This is a genomic window from Shewanella halifaxensis HAW-EB4, from assembly GCF_000019185.1.
In the GTDB taxonomy this organism is placed as follows: domain Bacteria; phylum Pseudomonadota; class Gammaproteobacteria; order Enterobacterales; family Shewanellaceae; genus Shewanella; species Shewanella halifaxensis.
The window spans coordinates 5,047,869-5,067,512 of sequence record NC_010334.1 but is presented as its reverse complement, the minus strand read 5'-3'; the positions used below and the strand labels follow the sequence as shown (position 1 = coordinate 5,067,512).

General features: G+C 46.2%; 15 protein-coding genes, 2 tRNA genes and 2 rRNA genes. 13 read left to right on the top strand and 6 right to left on the bottom strand.

Going from position 1 to position 19,644, the window contains the following annotated elements:
• Positions 1-6 precede the first annotated feature (6 nt).
• Genes gspL through SHAL_RS21570 form a run of 3 tightly spaced genes read left to right on the top strand, consistent with a single transcriptional unit; the run spans position 7 to position 2,446 of the window.
• Positions 7-1,200: a type II secretion system protein GspL gene (gspL, locus tag SHAL_RS21580; protein ID WP_012279210.1), complete on the top strand. Its 1,194-nt coding sequence runs from the start codon at positions 7-9 to the stop codon at positions 1,198-1,200.
• A gap of 1 nt (position 1,201) precedes the next feature.
• The gene (locus SHAL_RS21575; RefSeq protein ID WP_012279209.1) at positions 1,202-1,678 is read left to right on the top strand and encodes a type II secretion system protein M; all 477 of its coding nucleotides are present in this window, start codon (positions 1,202-1,204) and stop codon (positions 1,676-1,678) included.
• Between the two features lie 9 nt (positions 1,679-1,687).
• The gene (locus SHAL_RS21570) at positions 1,688-2,446 is read left to right on the top strand and encodes a type II secretion system protein N (protein ID WP_041416174.1); all 759 of its coding nucleotides are present in this window, start codon (positions 1,688-1,690) and stop codon (positions 2,444-2,446) included.
• 55 nt (positions 2,447-2,501) lie between these two features.
• On the opposite strand, the gene yrfG is transcribed toward SHAL_RS21570, so the two are convergent.
• Positions 2,502-3,170 (bottom strand): GMP/IMP nucleotidase, encoded by a 669-nt coding sequence (gene yrfG / locus SHAL_RS21565; protein WP_012279207.1) that lies wholly within the window; start codon positions 3,168-3,170, stop codon positions 2,502-2,504.
• A 98-nt stretch (positions 3,171-3,268) separates the two neighbouring features.
• On the opposite strand from yrfG, the gene nudE reads away from it, so the two are divergent.
• From nudE to SHAL_RS21545, 4 genes are read left to right on the top strand one after another with little or no spacing between them, the layout of a single operon-like run.
• Positions 3,269-3,823 (top strand): ADP compounds hydrolase NudE, encoded by a 555-nt coding sequence (gene nudE / locus SHAL_RS21560; RefSeq protein ID WP_041416172.1) that lies wholly within the window; start codon positions 3,269-3,271, stop codon positions 3,821-3,823.
• Positions 3,824-3,866: 43 nt separating this feature from the next.
• Entirely contained in the window at positions 3,867-4,679 is an 813-nt protein-coding gene (cysQ, locus tag SHAL_RS21555; RefSeq protein ID WP_012279205.1) for a 3'(2'),5'-bisphosphate nucleotidase CysQ, read from the top strand.
• A complete protein-coding gene (locus SHAL_RS21550; protein ID WP_012279204.1) occupies positions 4,672-5,133 on the top strand; it encodes a GNAT family N-acetyltransferase in 462 nt (153 codons plus the stop codon). The genes cysQ and SHAL_RS21550 overlap by 8 nt, the downstream gene beginning before the upstream one ends.
• Before the next feature lie 5 nt (positions 5,134-5,138).
• Complete coding sequence (locus tag SHAL_RS21545; RefSeq protein ID WP_012279203.1) at positions 5,139-6,824, top strand: MFS transporter; 1,686 nt, start codon at positions 5,139-5,141, stop codon at positions 6,822-6,824.
• A gap of 7 nt (positions 6,825-6,831) precedes the next feature.
• Here the strand turns inward: SHAL_RS21545 and mnmH are convergent, their stop codons facing one another.
• The 3 genes from mnmH to SHAL_RS21530 form a co-directional block, all read right to left on the bottom strand.
• The gene (mnmH, locus tag SHAL_RS21540) at positions 6,832-7,929 is read right to left on the bottom strand and encodes a tRNA 2-selenouridine(34) synthase MnmH (RefSeq protein ID WP_012279202.1); all 1,098 of its coding nucleotides are present in this window, start codon (positions 7,927-7,929) and stop codon (positions 6,832-6,834) included.
• Positions 7,929-8,969, bottom strand: a complete 1,041-nt coding sequence (gene selD / locus SHAL_RS21535; RefSeq protein ID WP_041416638.1) for a selenide, water dikinase SelD — start codon at positions 8,967-8,969, stop codon at positions 7,929-7,931. The genes mnmH and selD overlap by 1 nt, the downstream gene beginning before the upstream one ends.
• A gap of 191 nt (positions 8,970-9,160) precedes the next feature.
• Positions 9,161-10,267 (bottom strand): acyl-CoA desaturase, encoded by a 1,107-nt coding sequence (locus SHAL_RS21530; RefSeq protein WP_012279200.1) that lies wholly within the window; start codon positions 10,265-10,267, stop codon positions 9,161-9,163.
• A gap of 140 nt (positions 10,268-10,407) precedes the next feature.
• On the opposite strand from SHAL_RS21530, the gene fabR reads away from it, so the two are divergent.
• Entirely contained in the window at positions 10,408-11,022 is a 615-nt protein-coding gene (fabR, locus tag SHAL_RS21525; protein WP_041416171.1) for an HTH-type transcriptional repressor FabR, read from the top strand.
• Between the two features lie 144 nt (positions 11,023-11,166).
• Here fabR and trmA read toward each other — a convergent pair whose 3' ends face one another.
• Positions 11,167-12,264: a tRNA (uridine(54)-C5)-methyltransferase TrmA gene (trmA, locus tag SHAL_RS21520; protein WP_012279198.1), complete on the bottom strand. Its 1,098-nt coding sequence runs from the start codon at positions 12,262-12,264 to the stop codon at positions 11,167-11,169.
• Between the two features lie 196 nt (positions 12,265-12,460).
• On the opposite strand from trmA, the gene murI reads away from it, so the two are divergent.
• A complete protein-coding gene (gene murI, locus SHAL_RS21515; protein WP_012279197.1) occupies positions 12,461-13,261 on the top strand; it encodes a glutamate racemase in 801 nt (266 codons plus the stop codon).
• Between the two features lie 10 nt (positions 13,262-13,271).
• Here murI and SHAL_RS21510 read toward each other — a convergent pair whose 3' ends face one another.
• A complete protein-coding gene (locus SHAL_RS21510) occupies positions 13,272-13,733 on the bottom strand; it encodes an RNA recognition motif domain-containing protein (RefSeq protein ID WP_012279196.1) in 462 nt (153 codons plus the stop codon).
• Positions 13,734-14,434: 701 nt separating this feature from the next.
• On the opposite strand from SHAL_RS21510, the gene SHAL_RS21505 reads away from it, so the two are divergent.
• The 4 genes from SHAL_RS21505 to SHAL_RS21490 all read left to right on the top strand — a co-directional run bounded on the left by SHAL_RS21505 (position 14,435) and on the right by SHAL_RS21490 (position 19,539).
• Positions 14,435-15,977, top strand: a 16S ribosomal RNA gene (locus tag SHAL_RS21505).
• A 74-nt stretch (positions 15,978-16,051) separates the two neighbouring features.
• Positions 16,052-16,128: transfer RNA gene (locus SHAL_RS21500), tRNA-Ile, on the top strand.
• Between the two features lie 65 nt (positions 16,129-16,193).
• Positions 16,194-16,269, top strand: a tRNA-Ala gene (locus SHAL_RS21495).
• A gap of 375 nt (positions 16,270-16,644) precedes the next feature.
• Positions 16,645-19,539 (top strand): 23S ribosomal RNA (locus SHAL_RS21490).
• Together the 16S and 23S rRNA genes with 2 tRNA genes alongside form the textbook arrangement of a ribosomal RNA operon.
• The last annotated feature ends 105 nt before the right edge of the window (positions 19,540-19,644 follow it).

Sequence of the window (19,644 nt, the reverse complement as noted above, 5' to 3'; positions counted from 1 at the left end):
AGATCAGTGAGTGAAAGACTATTTATCCGCTTAGGACAAACTGCCGAGCAACCCTGCTCTTGGCTAGTTTGGTCTGAGCAGGAACAAGAAATTATAGGTTCTGGTGAGCTTAGCGACGCCAGTGCACTATCAACTCTTACTGAAAGAGCGGGTAATCGTGCGGTTGACATATTAGTGCCAGCCTCAAGTATTACATTAACTCAAGTTGAGCTACCAGAGAAAAGCCAGCGCCAAGCGGTAAAGGCACTGCCTTTCATGCTGGAAGAGAACCTTGCGCAAAATGTTGATGAACTGCACTTTGTAACAGGGCCGCGAAATGGTGATGCCTTGAGTATTGCCGTGGTTGCTCATGAGCAGATGCAAGCATGGCTTGAATGGCTTAGTGATGCCGGTCTTAAAGCAAAATGTATCGTACCCGACTGCTTGGCGTTGCCATTGGCTGAGTGTGACTGGGCTGCCATGAGTTTTGGCAAAGAGATTTTACTGCGCACCGGTGAAGGTAGCGGTGTGAGTTTGAGTCAAAGCTGGTTGGATGTGGCTTTGCCACAGCTGCTTACCGTGGCAGACAACGCGCAAACTACCGTAGCGGGTTATACCGAACTGCAATTAGCGGGCACGGAAGTCAAAGTTCAGCCACTTGATCTACCCATGTTAGTGCTGGCTAGAGGCGTGTTGAATGCCCCTATGAACCTGCTTTCTGGTGTTTACAAACCCAAGAAAGAGTATGGCAAGCATCTAACCTTGTGGCGTAATACGGCTATCGCGTTTGCTGTAGTCATCGTTTTAGCCCTGGTGAATAAAGGCCTGAATATTCATCAGATGAATAGCGACGCCGATGCGTTACAGGCACAAAGCGAGCAGATTTATAAGCAAGTTGTGCCTGGTAGTTCACGCGTGGTGAACCTGCGCTCACAGATGGGGAGTTACGTGCGTACCCTTCAAGGTGGCGGCAGTGGCAGCGAATTTTTTGTTATGCTCAAGGGTATGCAAGATGCATTTGCTCAAGTACCAGCACTTAAGCCGACAACATTGCGTTTTGATAGTAACCGTAATGAAATCCGCATGCAGGTTACAGCCAAGAACTATGAGCAGATTGAAAAGTTTAAAGAGATCATTGCGCGTTCTTTCAAGCTCGATGGGGGTGCGATGAACAGTGGTGAGTCTCAGGTCACCAGCACCTTAACCATAAGGAGCAAATAAGATGGAAAATTTTAAAGCTTGGTGGGGTGGATTAGTACTACGTGAGCAGCAAATGGTTGCGGCTTGTGGTGTGGTGTTGGTCATCGGTATCTTGTATTGGGGTATTTGGACTCCGATTGCGAATGCGGAAGATGAGGCTCAGCGCAGATTAGAGGGCCAACAGAGTACGCTAAACTACGTTAAGCAAACCGCTAATCGTATTGCAGGACTTAAACAAAGTGGTAGTAGTAACGTATTTAGAGGCAGTTTAAGTGCGGCAGTTAACCAAGCAGCAGGCGCATTTGGACTCACCATTACTCGTATGCAGCCACAAGGGAATAAAATTCAAGTGTGGATGGATGAAGTGCCTTTCGATACCTTGCTAAATTATTTGAATGAACTGGTACAGAACAAGGGATTGTCGTTAGAAAGTATAGACTTAGCCGAGTCTGACACCCCAGGTTACGTTAATGTTCGTCGTATTCAGTTGTCCAAGTAAGGTGTTGTAGTGAAATTAGCAAAAATGATTGCACTGGGCTTTTTAGTCTACTTAGTTTTTTTAGTGGTGTTATTTCCGGCAAGTGTCGCTGTAAAGCTGGCCCCCTTGCCAAAGAATGTGGCTATTAGTGGTGTATCTGGCACGGTTTGGGCGGGCAAAATAGATATGCTGAGTGTGCAGAAGCGCCAAGTGGAGATGATAAGCTGGGATCTTAATGTTTGGTCTTTACTGACTGGCACCGTTAAGGCCGATGTGGTTATTGGGAGCAGAGCCAGCGCGGTAAACGGTAAGGGAACAGTAGCCTATTCACTAAGCGGTTTAGATGTCAGTGGCTTAAGATTTGAGGCGCCGAGTAGCTTCTTGTTAGGACGTACTAACTTACCTTTTAGAACCAAAGTAAATGGTGACTTAAGTGTGTTGGTTGATAACTTTGAGCAAGGCTTACCTTGGTGTGAACAGCTATCGGGCAAGTTGTTTTTGAACCAAGTCAATGTGACTAACCAGTTCGGTAAGTACCCGTTAGGGGATATCGCACTGGGTCTGGCTTGTCTCGACGGTAAAGTTGAACTGACAACAGATGAAAAGCTTAATGCTTTAGGCCTTGATGGCAGCATCGTATTAGCCGATAACAAGATGGTACAAGTGAATGCTAAGATCCGCGAAGTAAGCACTCAGCCAGATGACTTGAAGAAGGCGCTATCTTTCTTAGGCAAGAAGGACAGCCAAGGCTATTACCCGCTCACCTATCAAGGTCGATTACCTATCTAGTTCTTATATCAATCGGTATTAATGAAAAGGCGCTTATACAGCGCCTTTTTGTTGATTACTTTTGCAAAAGTAGTTCATCTAGCAGGTAGTGATAATCTTCAATTGCTGGAAAATCATCAAATATCTTATTAGGCTTTTGGCTATCAGGGTTCGCTATTCCTAATTGATACCCCACCCCCGCTAATTTCGCCGCTTGTAATATGGCTTCGTTATCATCGATAAACAAACAACGGCTTGGCTGCAAATTGAACTGCTTAAATAGATGCTGCCAAAATAACGGATGTTCTTTTGGATAACCCGTTTCATGGCTGGAGATCATGCTGTCGAGCCCTAAGGCTAAGTCGGTATGTTCTAATTTCAGACCAAGATTCTTTGGGTGGGCGTTAGTCACCAAAATACGCTGTTTTCCAGCCTGTTTAAGCGCGTCCAAGAAAGGCATGCTGTCTTGACGCAGCTGGATCCGCTCAACTAGAGTGCGGTGCAGCGACATAATATCCAGTCCCATCTGCTGCTCCCAATAGTCGAGGCAGTACCAGTTTAAGGTTCCCTCTACATTAAGGTAGCACTGCTCAACCCAGTTATTGGCCTCTTTGATGGAGATATTTCGCTGTTCGCTGAGTACCTTAGGGATCAGCTGCATCCAAAAGTGATTGTCGAAGTGTAGGTCTAGTAAAGTCCCGTCCATATCGAGTAAAACTGTGTCAATTTCGTTCCATGGAAACATAGTTACGCGATCCTAGAAAATTCATGTTGTAGATTGGGTGAACAATAGTAAGATTATACTGAATTAAATGATAAGTCGGCAGCGGCACTGGAATGTGTATGACTAAAAAAAATGAGAAACCTGAAATTTTGCACGCTGAAGTCGTTGCTAGAAGTCGACTGTTTCAAATTGAACGAGTGCACTTGAGGTTTTCCAATCAAGTCGAGCGTCAGTATGAGCGTATGAAAGGCAATAATCGCGGTGCGGTAATGGTTGTGCCTGTGCTCAACGGTACTGAGCTGTTGTTAGGTCGAGAATATGCTGCAGGTACTCATAGCTATGAGCTAGGGTTTCCTAAGGGGTTGATCGATCCCGGAGAAGAGGCCCATGAAGCAGCAAATCGCGAGTTACAGGAAGAGATAGGTTATGGGGCGAGAAAACTGACCCATTTAATGGAGCTAAGCCTAGCACCGGGTTATTTTGCTAGTAAAATGCAGATATTTTTAGCTGAAGACCTTTACGAAAGTATCCTCGAAGGCGATGAGCCAGAACCTATCGATATGGTTCCTTGGCCATTAACTGAATGGCAAGATCTACTGAATGAGGACGATTTTTCAGAGTCTCGTAGTGTAAGTGCTTTATTTTTAGCGCAAAAACATCTACAACTAAGATAGACAAAACGACGCAGGTCATGGGTGTTAGGCTGTTGGAGTAGTTATGAATCCAGAGAATTATGTAGATCAAGTCATTGAAATCGCAACATTAGCAGGCAAGGAAATTCGTGATATTTATCAAAAAGGTGATTTCGAACGCGAGATCAAATCTGATAATACGCCAGTGACCTCTGCAGATCTCGCCGCTCATGAAATCATTACTGATGCGCTTAAGGCGTTGACGCCCGATATCCCCGTATTATCTGAAGAAGATGCCGATATTCCGTTCGAGCAACGCTGTGATTGGCAACGCTACTGGTTAGTGGACCCATTGGATGGTACTGGCGAGTTTATCGCGGGTAGCGGTGATTTCTCAGTAATTATTGCGTTAGTTGAACATAACCGTCCGATTTTGGGCGTGGTGTATGTGCCAATGACTGAAGTCTGCTATTACGGCATTGCGGGCTTAGGCTCCTACAAGCGTAAAGATGGAGCAGAAGTGCGCATCAGCAGTTTGCAGCTAAGCAAGGATGGTTCTGAGTCATTACGCTTAGCGGTAAGTCGCCGCCAAGATCCGCAATCTGTGATTAAACTTTTTAATCAGAGTAAGCACTGTGAACTGGTGGTGCTCGGTGGCGCAGCGCTTAAAAGTTGCTTAGTCGCCGAAGGACGAGCCGATTGCTACGTACGTATTGGCCCAACTGGTGAATGGGATACGGGTGCCGCGCAGATTATCGTTGAGGAAGCCGGTGGGCAGATCATGGATCTTAATCTACAGCCGCTGACTTACAATGAGCGAGAAAGCCTAGAAAACCCTAATTTTATAGTGGTCGGTGCGCCAGCACTTGAGTGGGACCAGATCCTTATTAATGAATGATTCAACACTAATATCAATCGCTTGCAAGCAAGATCTTGCCGCGATTGATGCTCTTGAACGCCAATGTTTTGCTGGACATTGTTATCCAGATTTTTTCTTTAGACAGGCATTGGACTGTTGGCCCAGTGGTTTTCTTGTGGCCAAAGATGGCGATGCCAAAGTTATCGGTTATCTATTGGCATCAACGAGTGCTAGAGCTGATGTTGCTTGGGTTTTGTCGGTAGCGGTATCGGATAGTGCGCGTGGCAAGGGTATAGGCACTAGACTTATCTCCCAATTATTAGCCACACTCTCTCCTGAGATTAATCAGCTAAATCTGACCGTAGCGCCAGACAATCCAGCTAAAGCATTATATCTGCGTCGTGGTTTTACCGAGAACGGCTTCGAGGCCGATTACTTTGGTGAAGGTGAGCCAAGGCTGCTGATGAGTTACTTCAAACAGGAACATTGCTAAGGTCGATGTTATTTAGCCGACGTTTCTTACCTTATTTTGTCACTCAATGCCTAGGTGCATTGAATGACAATGTATTTAAGAACGTTTTATTGCTGTTAGTGAGCTACTCTCAGATCGACGAATTACCCATAGATGTTCACCTATTTGTAAACTTGGCCGCAGGCTTGTTTATTCTGCCTTTCCTGCTGTTTTCTGCCCATGCAGGGCAGGTGGCTGACAGTGTCGATAAAGCTTTGTTGATCCGTCGGCTTAAGGTTCTTGAGCTGGTGATTATGACGGTGGCTATATTTGCCATTATTAGTCACAGTTATCTGCTCATGTTGCTATTGCTGTTTTTGACAGGCGTACAATCAGCCTACTTTGGGCCAGTAAAATACTCCCTGTTACCTAGAGTACTGCGCGACAGTGAGCTGGTTTCTGGTAATGCTTGGGTAGAGATGGGCACCTTCTTGGCAATTTTGGCTGGTACAATTTCAGCTGGAATGATCGTTGCCAGCGATTACGCGACCTACTGGGCTGCAGCCACGGTATTTACCCTAGCATTGATAGGTATGACTGCGAGTTGGTTTATCCCGAGTATTCCTGCTCATTCAGATGTAAAGCCACGCTTTTCTATTGTCTCCGCCACCTTAGTCAATATTAAAAAGGTGCGCCAATCTTCCGAGATCTGGACTGCCATTTTAGCTATTAGTTGGTTTTGGTTTGTCGGCGCGACTTATCTGACTCAGTTTCCAAACTTTGCTCGTATTACGTTAAACGCGGATCCCACCGTGGTATCGCTACTCTTGCTGCTGTTTTCGGTTGGTATCGGTACAGGCTCGTTTGTTTGCGAGCGCTTGTCTTGTCGGCAAGTCGAGTTGGGGATAATGCCATTAGGATTGACGCTATTAGCCATATTTGGCATCGATCTCTACTTTGCGCTACCTGGTCAGCTCGGTGTTGAGACGCTTTATAGCCTACAAAGCTTCATTGCTGAGGCGGCTCATTATCACCTAATGCTTGATCTATTTATGATCGGCGTTGGCGGTGGTTTGTTTATTGTGCCGCTATACACCTATATCCAGGCGCGGGCGAAAGAGGGCGAGTGCGCGCAGGCGATAGCCAGTAATAATATTATCAATGCCTTGTTTATGGTGAGCTCGGCTATTTTTGCCATGCTGGCACTCAATGTGTTGCAGTGGTCGATAGCACAGCTGTTTTTACTGCTGGCTAGCGCCAATTTGCTCGTGCTGCTGTTATTGCTTTGGCGTTGGCCTGAGTTACTTTTGAGTGTTTGTAGCTACTTTATCCGAAGAGTTAAGTATAAAACTCAGTTGTTAGATCCTGAATTACTGCATAAATCCCCCAAGCTTTTGCTGGTGACCAATGGTCTAACTTGGCGAGACTTGGTGGTAATTTTCGGTAGTTTTAGCCATCCAGTCTTATTTACGTCGGACGTTTATCAAAAAGCTGCTAATCATGGCTTGGTTAGCTGGGCACTGTCTCGATTGACTTGGTATGCGGGTCGTCATATCGATATTGATAGCGTGATTTGTGTGAATAATCCCTCTGTCGGCGAGTTTAAAGCGCGTGCTGAATTTGCAGACTATAAAGTGGTGCGAGTAACATTTGATGCTGTTGAGGGACGGGAACTCAGGGTGAAAATAACCCCATTAGCTGCCGATAATGACAGGCTAATGGGATTAGCTTAAATCAAGATTAGTGGTTATCTAGCCACTGGTGCATCGCTTGATGGTCACCCTTAAAGATGACTCGGTCGGCTTTTTTGTCGATTTGATATTGATACATTGGGTCGTAGTATTTTACTAATAGCAATTCAATCCACTCTAAGTGAGCACTAGTATCATTTTGACTTGTCTGAATGTTTAACGCGTTGGTGATGATTGCTTGAAACTCATCGTGCTGCTTGTTACCTAGGCGCTTTTTGATGCCGGTGATGCTCTGCGCTAAGTATTGGGCGAACGCTTCAAAACCCGCTTCTTCGCCCAGTCTTTGAATATAGCCGGAGTGCATCTTATGCACGTATTCATTAAGAAGGCGCGCCAGTCTAGCATCTAAAGACTCCTCTAGGACCAATACGCCGGCAGCTTGCATCCCTGTATAAAACGCTTGGGGCAAGGCTGAACGGCCAATTAGATAGCTTTCGTCTTCAAGCAGCAAGTGCTTGGCAGCACTGTCTTGGTGTTTTAATAGTGCGACAGCGAGTGCGTTCTCGAAGTTGATCTGGCTTGGTTGTGGCTCATGATAACGACCAAAGCTAGAGCCTCTATGGTGAGCAAGCCCTTCTAGATCAACCGCCTCTTTGCGCTTTAGTAGAAAGTCTGTTTTACCACTACCTGTGATCCCACTGAGGATCAGCATAGGCTTCATGTTTGGCGCATCATCGATAGTTTCAATTAGAAACTGTCGCATCGCCTTATAGCCACCTTCGATAAAGGGAATATCTAGGCCAGCTTCTTTTAGCCATTGTTGGGTCAGCTGTGAACGTAGGCCACCGCGGAAACAATAAAGGTATCCATCTGGATTCTTGCTGAAAAAATCCAGCCAAGCATCGACTCTTTGCTGCTTTATTTCACCATGAACCAGTGAATGACCGAGCTTGAGCGCGGCTTCTTGGCCACGCTCTTTATAGCAAGTGCCCACCTTTTTACGCTCTTCATCCTCCATTAGAGGGTGGTTAACGCTGGCAGGAAAGGCACCTTTCTCAAACTCTACGGGTGCGCGCGCATCCATTATTGGATGATCGTTAACGAATATTCGACGATATTCGCTAGCACGCACTTTATTGAGTGACATTAAATAAGCTCCACGGTTTTAAGCGCATTCTTTTCGACTAACTGACCGATACAGATAGGTTCGATATCATTGTCAGCTAGCAGTGTTTTCAAGGCTGCTTCACCATCGTTTGCAACGGCAATCAACAAACCGCCACTGGTTTGCGGGTCGCAAATAATGGCTTTTTGCTCATCAGTCAAAGTGGGTAAATGCTCACCGTAACTGTCGAAGTTTCTATGGGTGCCACCAGGGACGCAGCCCATTTCTAAATAATGGCGTGCATTAGGTAGTAAAGGTAGCAGGCTAATATCAATCTTGGCACTTAAGTCTGCACCATGGCACATCTCTAGCAGGTGGCCTGCTAAGCCGAATCCGGTGACATCGGTTAGTGCATTAACCTGTGGGATCTTAGCGATCTTAGGGCCAAGAATATTTAGCTGACACATGGCTTCAGCCGCAGTATTTAAATCGGCATCCGCTAGCTTCTTCTGCTTTTGCGCTGTGGTCAAAATGCCAATGCCCAAAGGCTTAGTAAGGTAAAGTTTATCGCCAGCTTTTGCTGTATCGTTTTGCTTTAGCTCATCTAGTGGGATTTGGCCGGTTACGGCGAGACCGAAAATAGGCTCTGGTGAGTCGATGCTATGGCCACCGGCTAGCATGATACCTGCGTCTGCACAGGCTTGTCGGCCGCCATCAACAACTTTCTGTGCCACTTCTGCAGGTAATTTATTAACTGGCCAACCTAGAATTGCAATAGCCATCATAGGCGTACCGCCCATAGCGTAGATATCACTGATGGCATTTGTCGCGGCGATACGACCAAAGGTAAATGGGTCGTCGACAATAGGCATAAAGAAGTCAGTGGTGCTGATAATGCCAGTGGTCTCATTGAGCTTATAGACAGCAGCATCATCACGAGTTTGGTTACCCACCAGTAGGTTCGGGTCGTCAAATACAGGTAGTTGAGTAGCGAGTATTGTGCCGAGTACTTTTGGTGAAATTTTGCAGCCGCAACCAGCGCCGTGACTATACTCGGTAAGTTTAATTTCTGAATCGGTCATGAGCTTAAAACGCCCTAAAAATGGTAAGTAGCCGATCATAATAGACCCATAATCCAGTGACTTCAATCGACCTCAGGCACAAGTTGAGACTTGAACCTTATCCTTGAGGGCTATACTTGCAGCCTTTGGGAAATCATGACCCGTAAAAATAAAAAAGCCGCAGTGTTAGCGGCTTTGTATTTGTATTGAATTTAGCTAAAACTTGCTGTCAAACTGTGCCAGCTTTTTTGTTGCTGCTTAAAGCGTAATTTTAGCTCTTTTACTTGGCTAAGCAGTTGTTTGTTAGCAAGCTGTTTGCGCTTGGCTTCAATTAAGGCTTTCTTGGCATCATAATACTCAGCAAGGTGAGTTTTCAGTGTTTCGTATTCTGCTTGTAACTTCTCGATCAGCTCTTCGCTATTAGGCAGGTGAGCCACCTTGATCTTGGTGCGTTTGAGCTGCATCTGTAATCGAGCATACTCAATACGCTCTTGTGGCACCACTCGACGACTATCGGCTAATCTCATCCAGGCTAAGGTGTTAATCAGCCATTTAGTCGGGTCATACTGCCACCAGTGGATACCGTTACGGTAGTCATTCTCGAAGATATGGTGATAGTTGTGGTAACCCTCACCGTAAGTTAACAGTGCGATGAAGCCATTATCTCGGGCAGTGTTTTTATCTGTATAGGGCTGCGAGCCCCAGACATGTGCCAGTGAGTTGATGAAAAAAGTGCAATGATGTACGACCACTAGGCGTAATAATCCGGCTAGCAACACCATGCCTAAGATATCGCCATTTAACCAACCTAATAGGATGGGCAAGCCAAAGTTCATGGTAAGTAGGAGTGGTAGGTAATACTTGTGTTGCCACATGACGATCTTATCGTTCTGAAGATCACGAACATTCTTGTAGTCATGGTAACGCTGGGCCTGATATTCGCGCAGCATCCAGCCTATATGGCTGTACCAGAAGCCCATTTTTGCTGAATAAGGATCTTTATCGTTGTTATCGACATGCTTATGATGCTCTCGGTGATCAGAAGACCAGTGTAACGCACTATTTTGCAAGGCCAATGCGCCACCAAGGGCATATAGAAACCGAACCGAAGCATGAGCTTTATAGGTACGGTGAGACCAGAGTCTATGGTAGCCCCCCGTGATGGATAGGCCACTTGCAAAAGCGACAACCACGAAGCAAAGCCATTCAATGGCATCAAAGCCATAGGCGATACCGTACCAAGGCACGAAGATTACAGCACAGGCGAATGTGATGCTAAATAGACTCACATTCATCCAGATGATGGGAGGTTTTTTCATTATAGTTTTAAATCCCTTGTTGAGCGTACATCTGTACGCTAATTTAGCTTGGATAGTGATCTGGGTCAAGTTTGTAGATGCTGCGTTTTGTATTAAAAAGCGGTATTATTCAAGGAATAATTTTCGTAAGTAGGTTCAACATGGGCATTAGAGCACAACAAAAAGAAAAGACTCGGCGGGCACTTGTCGATGCGGCGTTTAATCAATTAAGCGCAGAACGTAGCTTTTCTAGTCTGAGTCTGCGCGAAGTAGCCCGTGAGGCAAATATTGCTCCAACATCTTTCTATCGCCACTTTAAAGATATGAATGAGCTGGGCTTAACCATGGTTGATGAGGGTGGCTTAACCCTAAGGCAGATGATGCGTAAAGGCCGTCAACGTGCTGAGGCCGGCGGTAGTGTTATTCGCATTTCGGTTGAAACCTTTATGGAAGTGCTAGAGTCAAACCCAAACGTGTTTCGTATTCTACTGCACGAGCGTTCAGGGACATCAGCGCCTTTTAGAGGTGCTGTAGCGCGTGAGATTGAACATTTTATTTCGGAATTGGCCCATTACACCGAAGCGACGGCAAATAGGACACCGGACTTGGCTCATGCTCAAGCTGAAGCGTTAGTGACTTTGGTATTTAATGCGGGGGCCGCAGCTCTAGATATGAAACGTGCCGATCGCAAGATCTTAGCTGATAGGTTAGTTATTCAGTTACGTATGATAGCGATGGGATCTGAGGCGTTACAACAGAAGATGGATAGTCGTTAGATTTTAAATCGTTACACATGCTTGTGAACTGCCATTAAGTCCTGAATCGCTAACTGGATTTTAGCTTTTTAGCGACATGGTATCGTTGATGAGACAAAAATGCCGCATTCATGATGAAGCGGCATTTTTAATTGGGTAGAAAATTTAACGCTTTTCCAAAAATACCCCAGACTCCATATGGTCGGTATACGGGAACTGATCAAATAGAGCAAAACGAGTGATCTTATGGGTCTTGCTCAGCTCTGCTAAGTTATCGAGTAAGGTATGGGGGTTACATGAGATATAAACGATACGCTCATAACCTTGTACCAGCTTAACGGTGTCAGCATCCAAGCCTGCGCGTGGTGGATCGACAAAAATGGTATTACAGTTATAGCTATCGAGATCTATGCCTTCTAAACGTCTAAAGCTACGCTTCTTAGCCATAGCTTCGGTGAAATCCTCGGCAGACATACGGATGATCTGCAGGTTTTCGACCTGATTGACCTTGATGTTGTACTGAGCAGACTCAACCGATGGCTTAGCAAGCTCGGTAGCTAACACGCGGTCGAAGTTCTGTGCTAAAGCGATAGAGAAGTTACCGTTACCACAGTAGAGCTCTAGCAAATCACCAGTGCTGTTTTTAGTGACATCAATTGCCCACTCAAGCATCTTAACCGATACCTTGCCGTTAGGCTGAGTAAAGCTATTTTCAATTTGATGATACTGTAATTGCTTACCAGCAACATTAAGCGACTCAACAACGAAATCTTTATCAAAGATGATTTTTTGCTTTCGTGCACGACCAATTAAGTTAACGTTAAACTGAGTACTAAGAGTCTGCTTTAAGATCTTGGCTTGCTGCTCCCATTCACTATCAAGCTGCTTGTGGTAAAGCAATGAAACTAAGATCTCGCCACTGAGCGTCGATAGAAAATCAATTTGGAATAAGCGATGACGCAAAATAGTATTTGGCTTTAATAGCTCAACTAGGGCAGGCATCATCTTATTGATGAGCTCGCTTGCTGGTAGAAACTGATCGCAGCGGACCTTGCTATTAAGTTCTTTATCGAACATATAGTAATAGAGGTCTTCGCCTTCATGCCAAACTCTAAACTCTGCACGCATACGATAATGTGCTGGCTCTGAGCTGAATGTTTCTAGTTCAGGGGTATCAAAATCAGCAAATAACTGCGTTAACTTGACGCGCTTCGTTTCGAGTTGCACATCATAGGTTGTAGGATCCATTGCTGCTAAATTCATATCTTGATCACCGTTGGCATTAATTAGGGGCGGAATATTATACTAGATAGCTGGGATGTCCAGTTTCTGGCTTCCGATTTTACCTAGGTTGTGGGAAAATTCTAAAGCAATATAGCTAATCCTGCCGCAAGTTAGACATTACAGCAGGCTCATTTTTTCCTATCGAGTTGTTTTTATCCTATAGCGGAGATTGTTTGTGTCAGGACCGATTGTAATTTTTGACTCAGGGATTGGTGGTCTATCTATCTTTGATGAGATCAAAAAGGTATTACCCGACCAAGGCTATTGCTATCTATTCGATAATGCTCGTTTACCTTATGGTGAACTCGAAGAGTCGGTATTAATTAAAGGCTGCGTCGATCTGATTTGTGAGCAAGTAAAGCGAATTGATGCAGTGCTTGTTGTGGTTGCCTGTAACTCCGCCAGTACCTTAGTTTTACCTGGATTAAGAGCCAGGCTCTCGATCCCTATCGTTGGAGTCGTACCAGCAATCAAACCAGCGGCACAAATCTCAAAGACTCGGCATATAGGGTTGTTAGCAACCCATGGGACGATTAAGCGTTCTTATACTAGAGAGTTAATTAAAGAATTTGCCGGTGACTGTAAAGTCGACCTGTTTGGCTCATCTGAACTTGTTATGTTGGCGGAAGCAAAGCTTGCTGGCGAAAAACTCGATCTCATTAAACTAGAGTCGCAGTTAAAGCCGATCCAACACTCTGATTTAGATACGCTAGTATTGGGCTGTACTCATTTCCCAATCATAGCTGACGAAATACAGCAGGTATTAGGTGCTGGAGTAAAGTTATTAGATTCAGGTAAAGCGATTGCACAAAGGGTTAGCTATCTACTCGAGAACATCGAAGATAAGCTAGATAATAGTGCAGGGGAGTTGATGGCCATCTATACAACGGAGGAGATTACGCCGGGGTTAGCAACCAGACTAGCCGAAAAAGGTTTCACTACTATAGCTTCACGTTCTTCAGCTAATCTAGATTAGCTATACATCTCTAGGCGTTGCTATCACTTTTATCTGAATCTTGTGATTTAGCTTCACGCACTTTCAATGTTCTTTCTTGGAAGTCGAACTCATTAAGCTTTGTCATGGCTTTCTTCGCACCAGCCTCTGACATTTCAATAAATCCAAATCCCTTACGGCGCCCTGTTTTACGATCGCGAACTAAGCGAACAGAGTTTACAGGACCGTATTCGCCAAATAGCGCTTTCACTTCACCTTCATGAACTCTATAAGGAAGGTTACCTACATATAGTGTCATAGTAGGACCGCTATATGGTTCGTTGCTGTTAGTTGTAGTAGAAGCAGGCGTTTTAGATTGAAGAGAAAAAATAACGCTCGCGATGATAGCACCAGTAAAGAAAGCAATGGCACCGTTTAGATCTGGTGCGATCTGAAAAATAGCGAGTGCACCTATAATGGCTACGGCCAAGACGATCAAGAATGACTTCTGCATAAATATAATCTCTGAAGAATAAATGAATTGATAACTAACTGTTAATAACCTGCATATGGTAATGAATTATTAGCCAATACACTAGTGTGTTGCTGAAAAAATGAACTTTATCTGCAAGCTAGTGCAAAATTGATGTAAAACCGAACAGCTAAAGTGTGATAAATGAGCGTAAAATAGCGCTTTGTTGAAAAGATAAGCATGCGAACGATTTCTTTATAAAAAGCACTTGCGCTCTTTTCGAATCTCCCTATAATGCGACCCCACTGACACGGTGAAGCAGGCAACTAGCCAAGCAAGCAGTGTTAGAGAGATTAACCTCTACGGAGATTAGCCTCAGGTGACAATCGCTTTAAGAGCTTCGGGTTTTGACTTCTGCTTAAGAAATCATCGCTTGAGAAACTTCTTAAAATAAGCGCTTGACGCCGCCACTGGAGAGTGTAGAATACGCCTCCTCAAGCCAACGACCTAGCGTCTTAGGCTGCTAACTGAAAGACTTGTTCTTGATAGGATTAGCACGCTCTTTAACAATATGACAAGCAAATCTGTGTGGACACTCACAGAGATTAAGTTATTCGAAATTGCCTCTCACGAGGCAATCAAAAAATTACTTAATGAATGAGTGTTCATAGCAATATGTAATACAGAATTCGTTGAGCCGCTGATTTAGCCTTACTTGTAAGGTGGAAGAAGCAAAAAAACTTTAATTGAAGAGTTTGATCATGGCTCAGATTGAACGCTGGCGGCAGGCCTAACACATGCAAGTCGAGCGGTAACACAAGGGAGCTTGCTCCTGAGGTGACGAGCGGCGGACGGGTGAGTAATGCCTAGGTATCTGCCCAGTCGAGGGGGATAACAGTTGGAAACGACTGCTAATACCGCATACGCCCTACGGGGGAAAGGAGGGGACCTTCGGGCCTTCCGCGATTGGATGAACCTAGGTGGGATTAGCTAGTTGGTGGGGTAATGGCTCACCAAGGCGACGATCCCTAGCTGGTCTGAGAGGATGATCAGCCACACTGGAACTGAGACACGGTCCAGACTCCTACGGGAGGCAGCAGTGGGGAATATTGCACAATGGGCGAAAGCCTGATGCAGCCATGCCGCGTGTGTGAAGAAGGCCTTCGGGTTGTAAAGCACTTTCAGCGAGGAGGAAAGCTCAAGCGTTAATAGCGTTTGGGTGTGACGTTACTCGCAGAAGAAGCACCGGCTAACTTCGTGCCAGCAGCCGCGGTAATACGAGGGGTGCAAGCGTTAATCGGAATTACTGGGCGTAAAGCGTACGCAGGCGGTTTGTTAAGCAAGATGTGAAAGCCCCGGGCTCAACCTGGGAACTGCATTTTGAACTGGCAAACTAGAGTCTTGTAGAGGGGGGTAGAATTTCAGGTGTAGCGGTGAAATGCGTAGAGATCTGAAGGAATACCGGTGGCGAAGGCGGCCCCCTGGACAAAGACTGACGCTCAGGTACGAAAGCGTGGGGAGCAAACAGGATTAGATACCCTGGTAGTCCACGCCGTAAACGATGTCTACTCGGAGTTTGGTGTCTTGAACACTGGGCTCTCAAGCTAACGCATTAAGTAGACCGCCTGGGGAGTACGGCCGCAAGGTTAAAACTCAAATGAATTGACGGGGGCCCGCACAAGCGGTGGAGCATGTGGTTTAATTCGATGCAACGCGAAGAACCTTACCTACTCTTGACATCCAGAGAATTCGCTAGAGATAGCTTAGTGCCTTCGGGAACTCTGAGACAGGTGCTGCATGGCTGTCGTCAGCTCGTGTTGTGAAATGTTGGGTTAAGTCCCGCAACGAGCGCAACCCTTATCCTTATTTGCCAGCACGTAATGGTGGGAACTTTAGGGAGACTGCCGGTGATAAACCGGAGGAAGGTGGGGACGACGTCAAGTCATCATGGCCCTTACGAGTAGGGCTACACACGTGCTACAATGGTCGGTACAGAGGGTTGCGAAGCCGCGAGGTGGAGCTAATCTCACAAAGCCGGTCGTAGTCCGGATCGGAGTCTGCAACTCGACTCCGTGAAGTCGGAATCGCTAGTAATCGTAGATCAGAATGCTACGGTGAATACGTTCCCGGGCCTTGTACACACCGCCCGTCACACCATGGGAGTGGGCTGCACCAGAAGTAGATAGCTTAACCTTCGGGAGGGCGTTTACCACGGTGTGGTTCATGACTGGGGTGAAGTCGTAACAAGGTAGCCCTAGGGGAACCTGGGGCTGGATCACCTCCTTACCTATACGACTAACTTAATCGTTGTTGAGTGTTCACACAGATATGCTTGTCGTAAAGAAAGAGCAAATTACGTTGGGTCTGTAGCTCAGCTGGTTAGAGCGCACCCCTGATAAGGGTGAGGTCGGTGGTTCAAGTCCACTCTGACCCACCAAAATCTTTATTTTCTCCTAAAGAAAGATTTTGTTTTAACGTAAATTTGTTTGACTGCATGTAAATGGGGCTATAGCTCAGCTGGGAGAGCGCCTGCCTTGCACGCAGGAGGTCTGCGGTTCGATCCCGCATAGCTCCACCATTTACATCTTTCTCTTCAATAAGAGTAAGACATATGCACAGGTAAGAGATGCCAAAGATAAATGCAGAATTTATCTTTGGCTTTTTTAAGCCCGCTCTTTAAAAATTTGGAAAGCTGATAGTGTTAATCTGAAAGGGATAACGACTACGATTTATCGTGTTGTTATTTATAGGATTAGCGCGAAATTAAAAAATTGAGTTCTAAAAACACTTAACATTAAGTGTCTTAGCTTGTTGGCTGATACGTAAGTATGAGGCAATAAGATAAAAATTCTAATTTTGGCGAAAGTAGAAACCATTAGTTACAGTACGGCTGTTGTGAGCTTACCCGCTCAGAACAACGAGTATTTCTCATAGAGACTTATTTGGGTTGTATGGTTAAGTGACTAAGCGTATATGGTGGATGCCTTGGCAGTCAGAGGCGATGAAGGACGTAGTAACTTGCGAAAAGCGTTGGCGAGCTAGTAACAAGCATTTGAGCTAACGATGTCCGAATGGGGAAACCCACATGCATAAGCATGTATCACTACATGAATACATAGTGTAGTGAGGCGAACCCGGGGAACTGAAACATCTAAGTACCCGGAGGAAAAGAAATCAACCGAGATTCCCCTAGTAGCGGCGAGCGAACGGGGATTAGCCCTTAAGCGTAGAGGGTGTTAGTGGAATGTGTTGGAAAGCACAGCGGCACAGGGTGATAGCCCCGTACATGAAAACTAACTTTACGTGAAAACGAGTAGGACGGGACACGTGACATCCTGTTTGAACATGGGGGGACCATCCTCCAAGGCTAAATACTCCTGACTGACCGATAGTGAACCAGTACCGTGAGGGAAAGGCGAAAAGAACCCCTGTGAGGGGAGTGAAATAGAACCTGAAACCGTATACGTACAAGCAGTGGGAGCGGTTCTTGAGACCGTGACTGCGTACCTTTTGTATAATGGGTCAGCGACTTACATTTTGTAGCAAGGTTAAGCGAATAGCGGAGCCGTAGGGAAACCGAGTGTTAACTGCGCGTTTAGTTGCAAGGTGTAGACCCGAAACCCGGTGATCTAGCCATGGGCAGGTTGAAGATTGAGTAACATCAATTGGAGGACCGAACACACGTATGTTGAAAAATGCGGTGATGACTTGTGGCTGGGGGTGAAAGGCCAATCAAACCGGGAGATATCTGGTTCTCCTCGAAAGCTATTTAGGTAGCGCCTCGTACGAATACCATTGGGGGTAGAGCACTGTTAAGGCTAGGGGGTCATCCCGACTTACCAACCCTTTGCAAACTCCGAATACCAATGAGTACTATACGGGAGACACACGGCGGGTGCTAACGTCCGTCGTGAAAAGGGAAACAACCCAGACCATCAGCTAAGGTCCCAAAGTTATTGCTAAGTGGGAAACGATGTGGGAAGGCTTAGACAGCTAGGATGTTGGCTTAGAAGCAGCCATCATTTAAAGAAAGCGTAATAGCTCACTAGTCGAGTCGGCCTGCGCGGAAGATTTAACGGGGCTAAGCAATACACCGAAGCTATGGGTACTAGTGTTTACACTAGTGCGGTAGAGGAGCGTTCTGTAAGCCGTTGAAGGTGAAGGGGTAACCCACGCTGGAGGTATCAGAAGTGCGAATGCTGACATGAGTAACGATAAAGGGGGTGAAAAACCCCCTCGCCGAAAGACCAAGGGTTCCTGTCCAACGTTAATCGGGGCAGGGTGAGTCGACCCCTAAGGCGAGGCCGAAAGGCGTAGTCGATGGGAAACGGGTTAATATTCCCGTACTTCTGCTAACTGCGATGGAGAGACGGAGAAGGCTAGGCTAGCGCGGCGTTGGTTGTCCGCGTTTAAGGTTGTAGGCTGTACACTTAGGCAAATCCGGGTGTACTTAAGGCTGAGAACTGATGACGAGTCACTAAGGTGATGAAGTAGTTGATGCCATGCTTCCAGGAAAATCTTCTAAGCTTCAGGTTAGTAGGAATCGTACCCCAAACCGACACAGGTGGTCGGGTAGAGAATACTAAGGCGCTTGAGAGAACTCGGCTGAAGGAACTAGGCAAAATGGTACCGTAACTTCGGGAGAAGGTACGCTCTTAGTGGTGATGGGACTTGCTCCCTAAGCTGCCGAGAGTCGCAGATACCAGGTGGCTGCAACTGTTTATCAAAAACACAGTACTGTGCAAACTCGCAAGAGGAAGTATACGGTATGACGCCTGCCCGGTGCCGGAAGGTTAATTGATTGGGTTATCTTCGGAGAAGCTCATGATCGAAGCCCCGGTAAACGGCGGCCGTAACTATAACGGTCCTAAGGTAGCGAAATTCCTTGTCGGGTAAGTTCCGACCTGCACGAATGGCGTAATGATGGCCACGCTGTCTCCAGCCGAGACTCAGTGAAGTTGAAATTGCGGTGAAGATGCCGTATACCCGCGGCTAGACGGAAAGACCCCGTGAACCTTTACTATAGCTTGGCACTGAACATTGAACCTACATGTGTAGGATAGGTGGGAGACTTTGAAGCTTCGTCGCTAGATGGAGTGGAGTCAATCTTGAAATACCACCCTTGTAGTTTTGATGTTCTAACCGCGGCCCCTGAATCGGGGTTCGGGACAGTGCCTGGTGGGTAGTTTGACTGGGGCGGTCTCCTCCCAAAGAGTAACGGAGGAGCACGAAGGTTGGCTAAGTACGGTCGGACATCGTACGGTTAGTGCAATGGCATAAGCCAGCTTAACTGCGAGACATACACGTCGAGCAGGTACGAAAGTAGGTCATAGTGATCCGGTGGTTCTGTATGGAAGGGCCATCGCTCAACGGATAAAAGGTACTCCGGGGATAACAGGCTGATACCGCCCAAGAGTTCATATCGACGGCGGTGTTTGGCACCTCGATGTCGGCTCATCACATCCTGGGGCTGAAGTCGGTCCCAAGGGTATGGCTGTTCGCCATTTAAAGTGGTACGCGAGCTGGGTTCAGAACGTCGTGAGACAGTTCGGTCCCTATCTGCCGTGGGCGTTGGATGATTGAAGGAAGCTGCTCCTAGTACGAGAGGACCGGAGTGGACGAACCGCTGGTGTTCGGGTTGTCATGCCAATGGCATTGCCCGGTAGCTACGTTCGGAATCGATAACCGCTGAAAGCATCTAAGCGGGAAGCGAGTCCTAAGATGAGTCATCCCTAGGAATTTAATTCCTCTAAAGAGCCGTTCGAGACTAGGACGTTGATAGGCAAGGTGTGTAAGCGTTGTGAGGCGTTGAGCTAACTTGTACTAATGACTCGTGAGGCTTAACCATACAACCCTAATGGGTTTTGTATGAGACTGATGTTTCAACAGACACCAGAGTTAGAATTTAAGCACTTAATGTAGTGTGAACTCAAAAATAATTTCAATTACTTGC

What these genes read in the sequence shown, in the direction of transcription:
- mnmH (WP_012279202.1), bottom strand. Translation starts at nt 7,929, where the DNA reads ATGTCACTCAATAAAGTGCGTGCTAGCGAATATCGTCGAATATTCGTT.
- nudE (WP_041416172.1), top strand. Translation starts at nt 3,269, where the DNA reads ATGACTAAAAAAAATGAGAAACCTGAAATTTTGCACGCTGAAGTCGTT.
- selD (WP_041416638.1), bottom strand. Translation starts at nt 8,969, where the DNA reads ATGACCGATTCAGAAATTAAACTTACCGAGTATAGTCACGGCGCTGGT.
- SHAL_RS21550 (WP_012279204.1), top strand. Translation starts at nt 4,672, where the DNA reads ATGAATGATTCAACACTAATATCAATCGCTTGCAAGCAAGATCTTGCC.
- cysQ (WP_012279205.1), top strand. Translation starts at nt 3,867, where the DNA reads ATGAATCCAGAGAATTATGTAGATCAAGTCATTGAAATCGCAACATTA.
- trmA (WP_012279198.1), bottom strand. Translation starts at nt 12,264, where the DNA reads ATGAATTTAGCAGCAATGGATCCTACAACCTATGATGTGCAACTCGAA.
- SHAL_RS21510 (WP_012279196.1), bottom strand. Translation starts at nt 13,733, where the DNA reads ATGCAGAAGTCATTCTTGATCGTCTTGGCCGTAGCCATTATAGGTGCA.
- yrfG (WP_012279207.1), bottom strand. Translation starts at nt 3,170, where the DNA reads ATGTTTCCATGGAACGAAATTGACACAGTTTTACTCGATATGGACGGG.
- SHAL_RS21545 (WP_012279203.1), top strand. Translation starts at nt 5,139, where the DNA reads ATGTTATTTAGCCGACGTTTCTTACCTTATTTTGTCACTCAATGCCTA.
- fabR (WP_041416171.1), top strand. Translation starts at nt 10,408, where the DNA reads ATGGGCATTAGAGCACAACAAAAAGAAAAGACTCGGCGGGCACTTGTC.
- SHAL_RS21575 (WP_012279209.1), top strand. Translation starts at nt 1,202, where the DNA reads ATGGAAAATTTTAAAGCTTGGTGGGGTGGATTAGTACTACGTGAGCAG.
- SHAL_RS21530 (WP_012279200.1), bottom strand. Translation starts at nt 10,267, where the DNA reads ATGAAAAAACCTCCCATCATCTGGATGAATGTGAGTCTATTTAGCATC.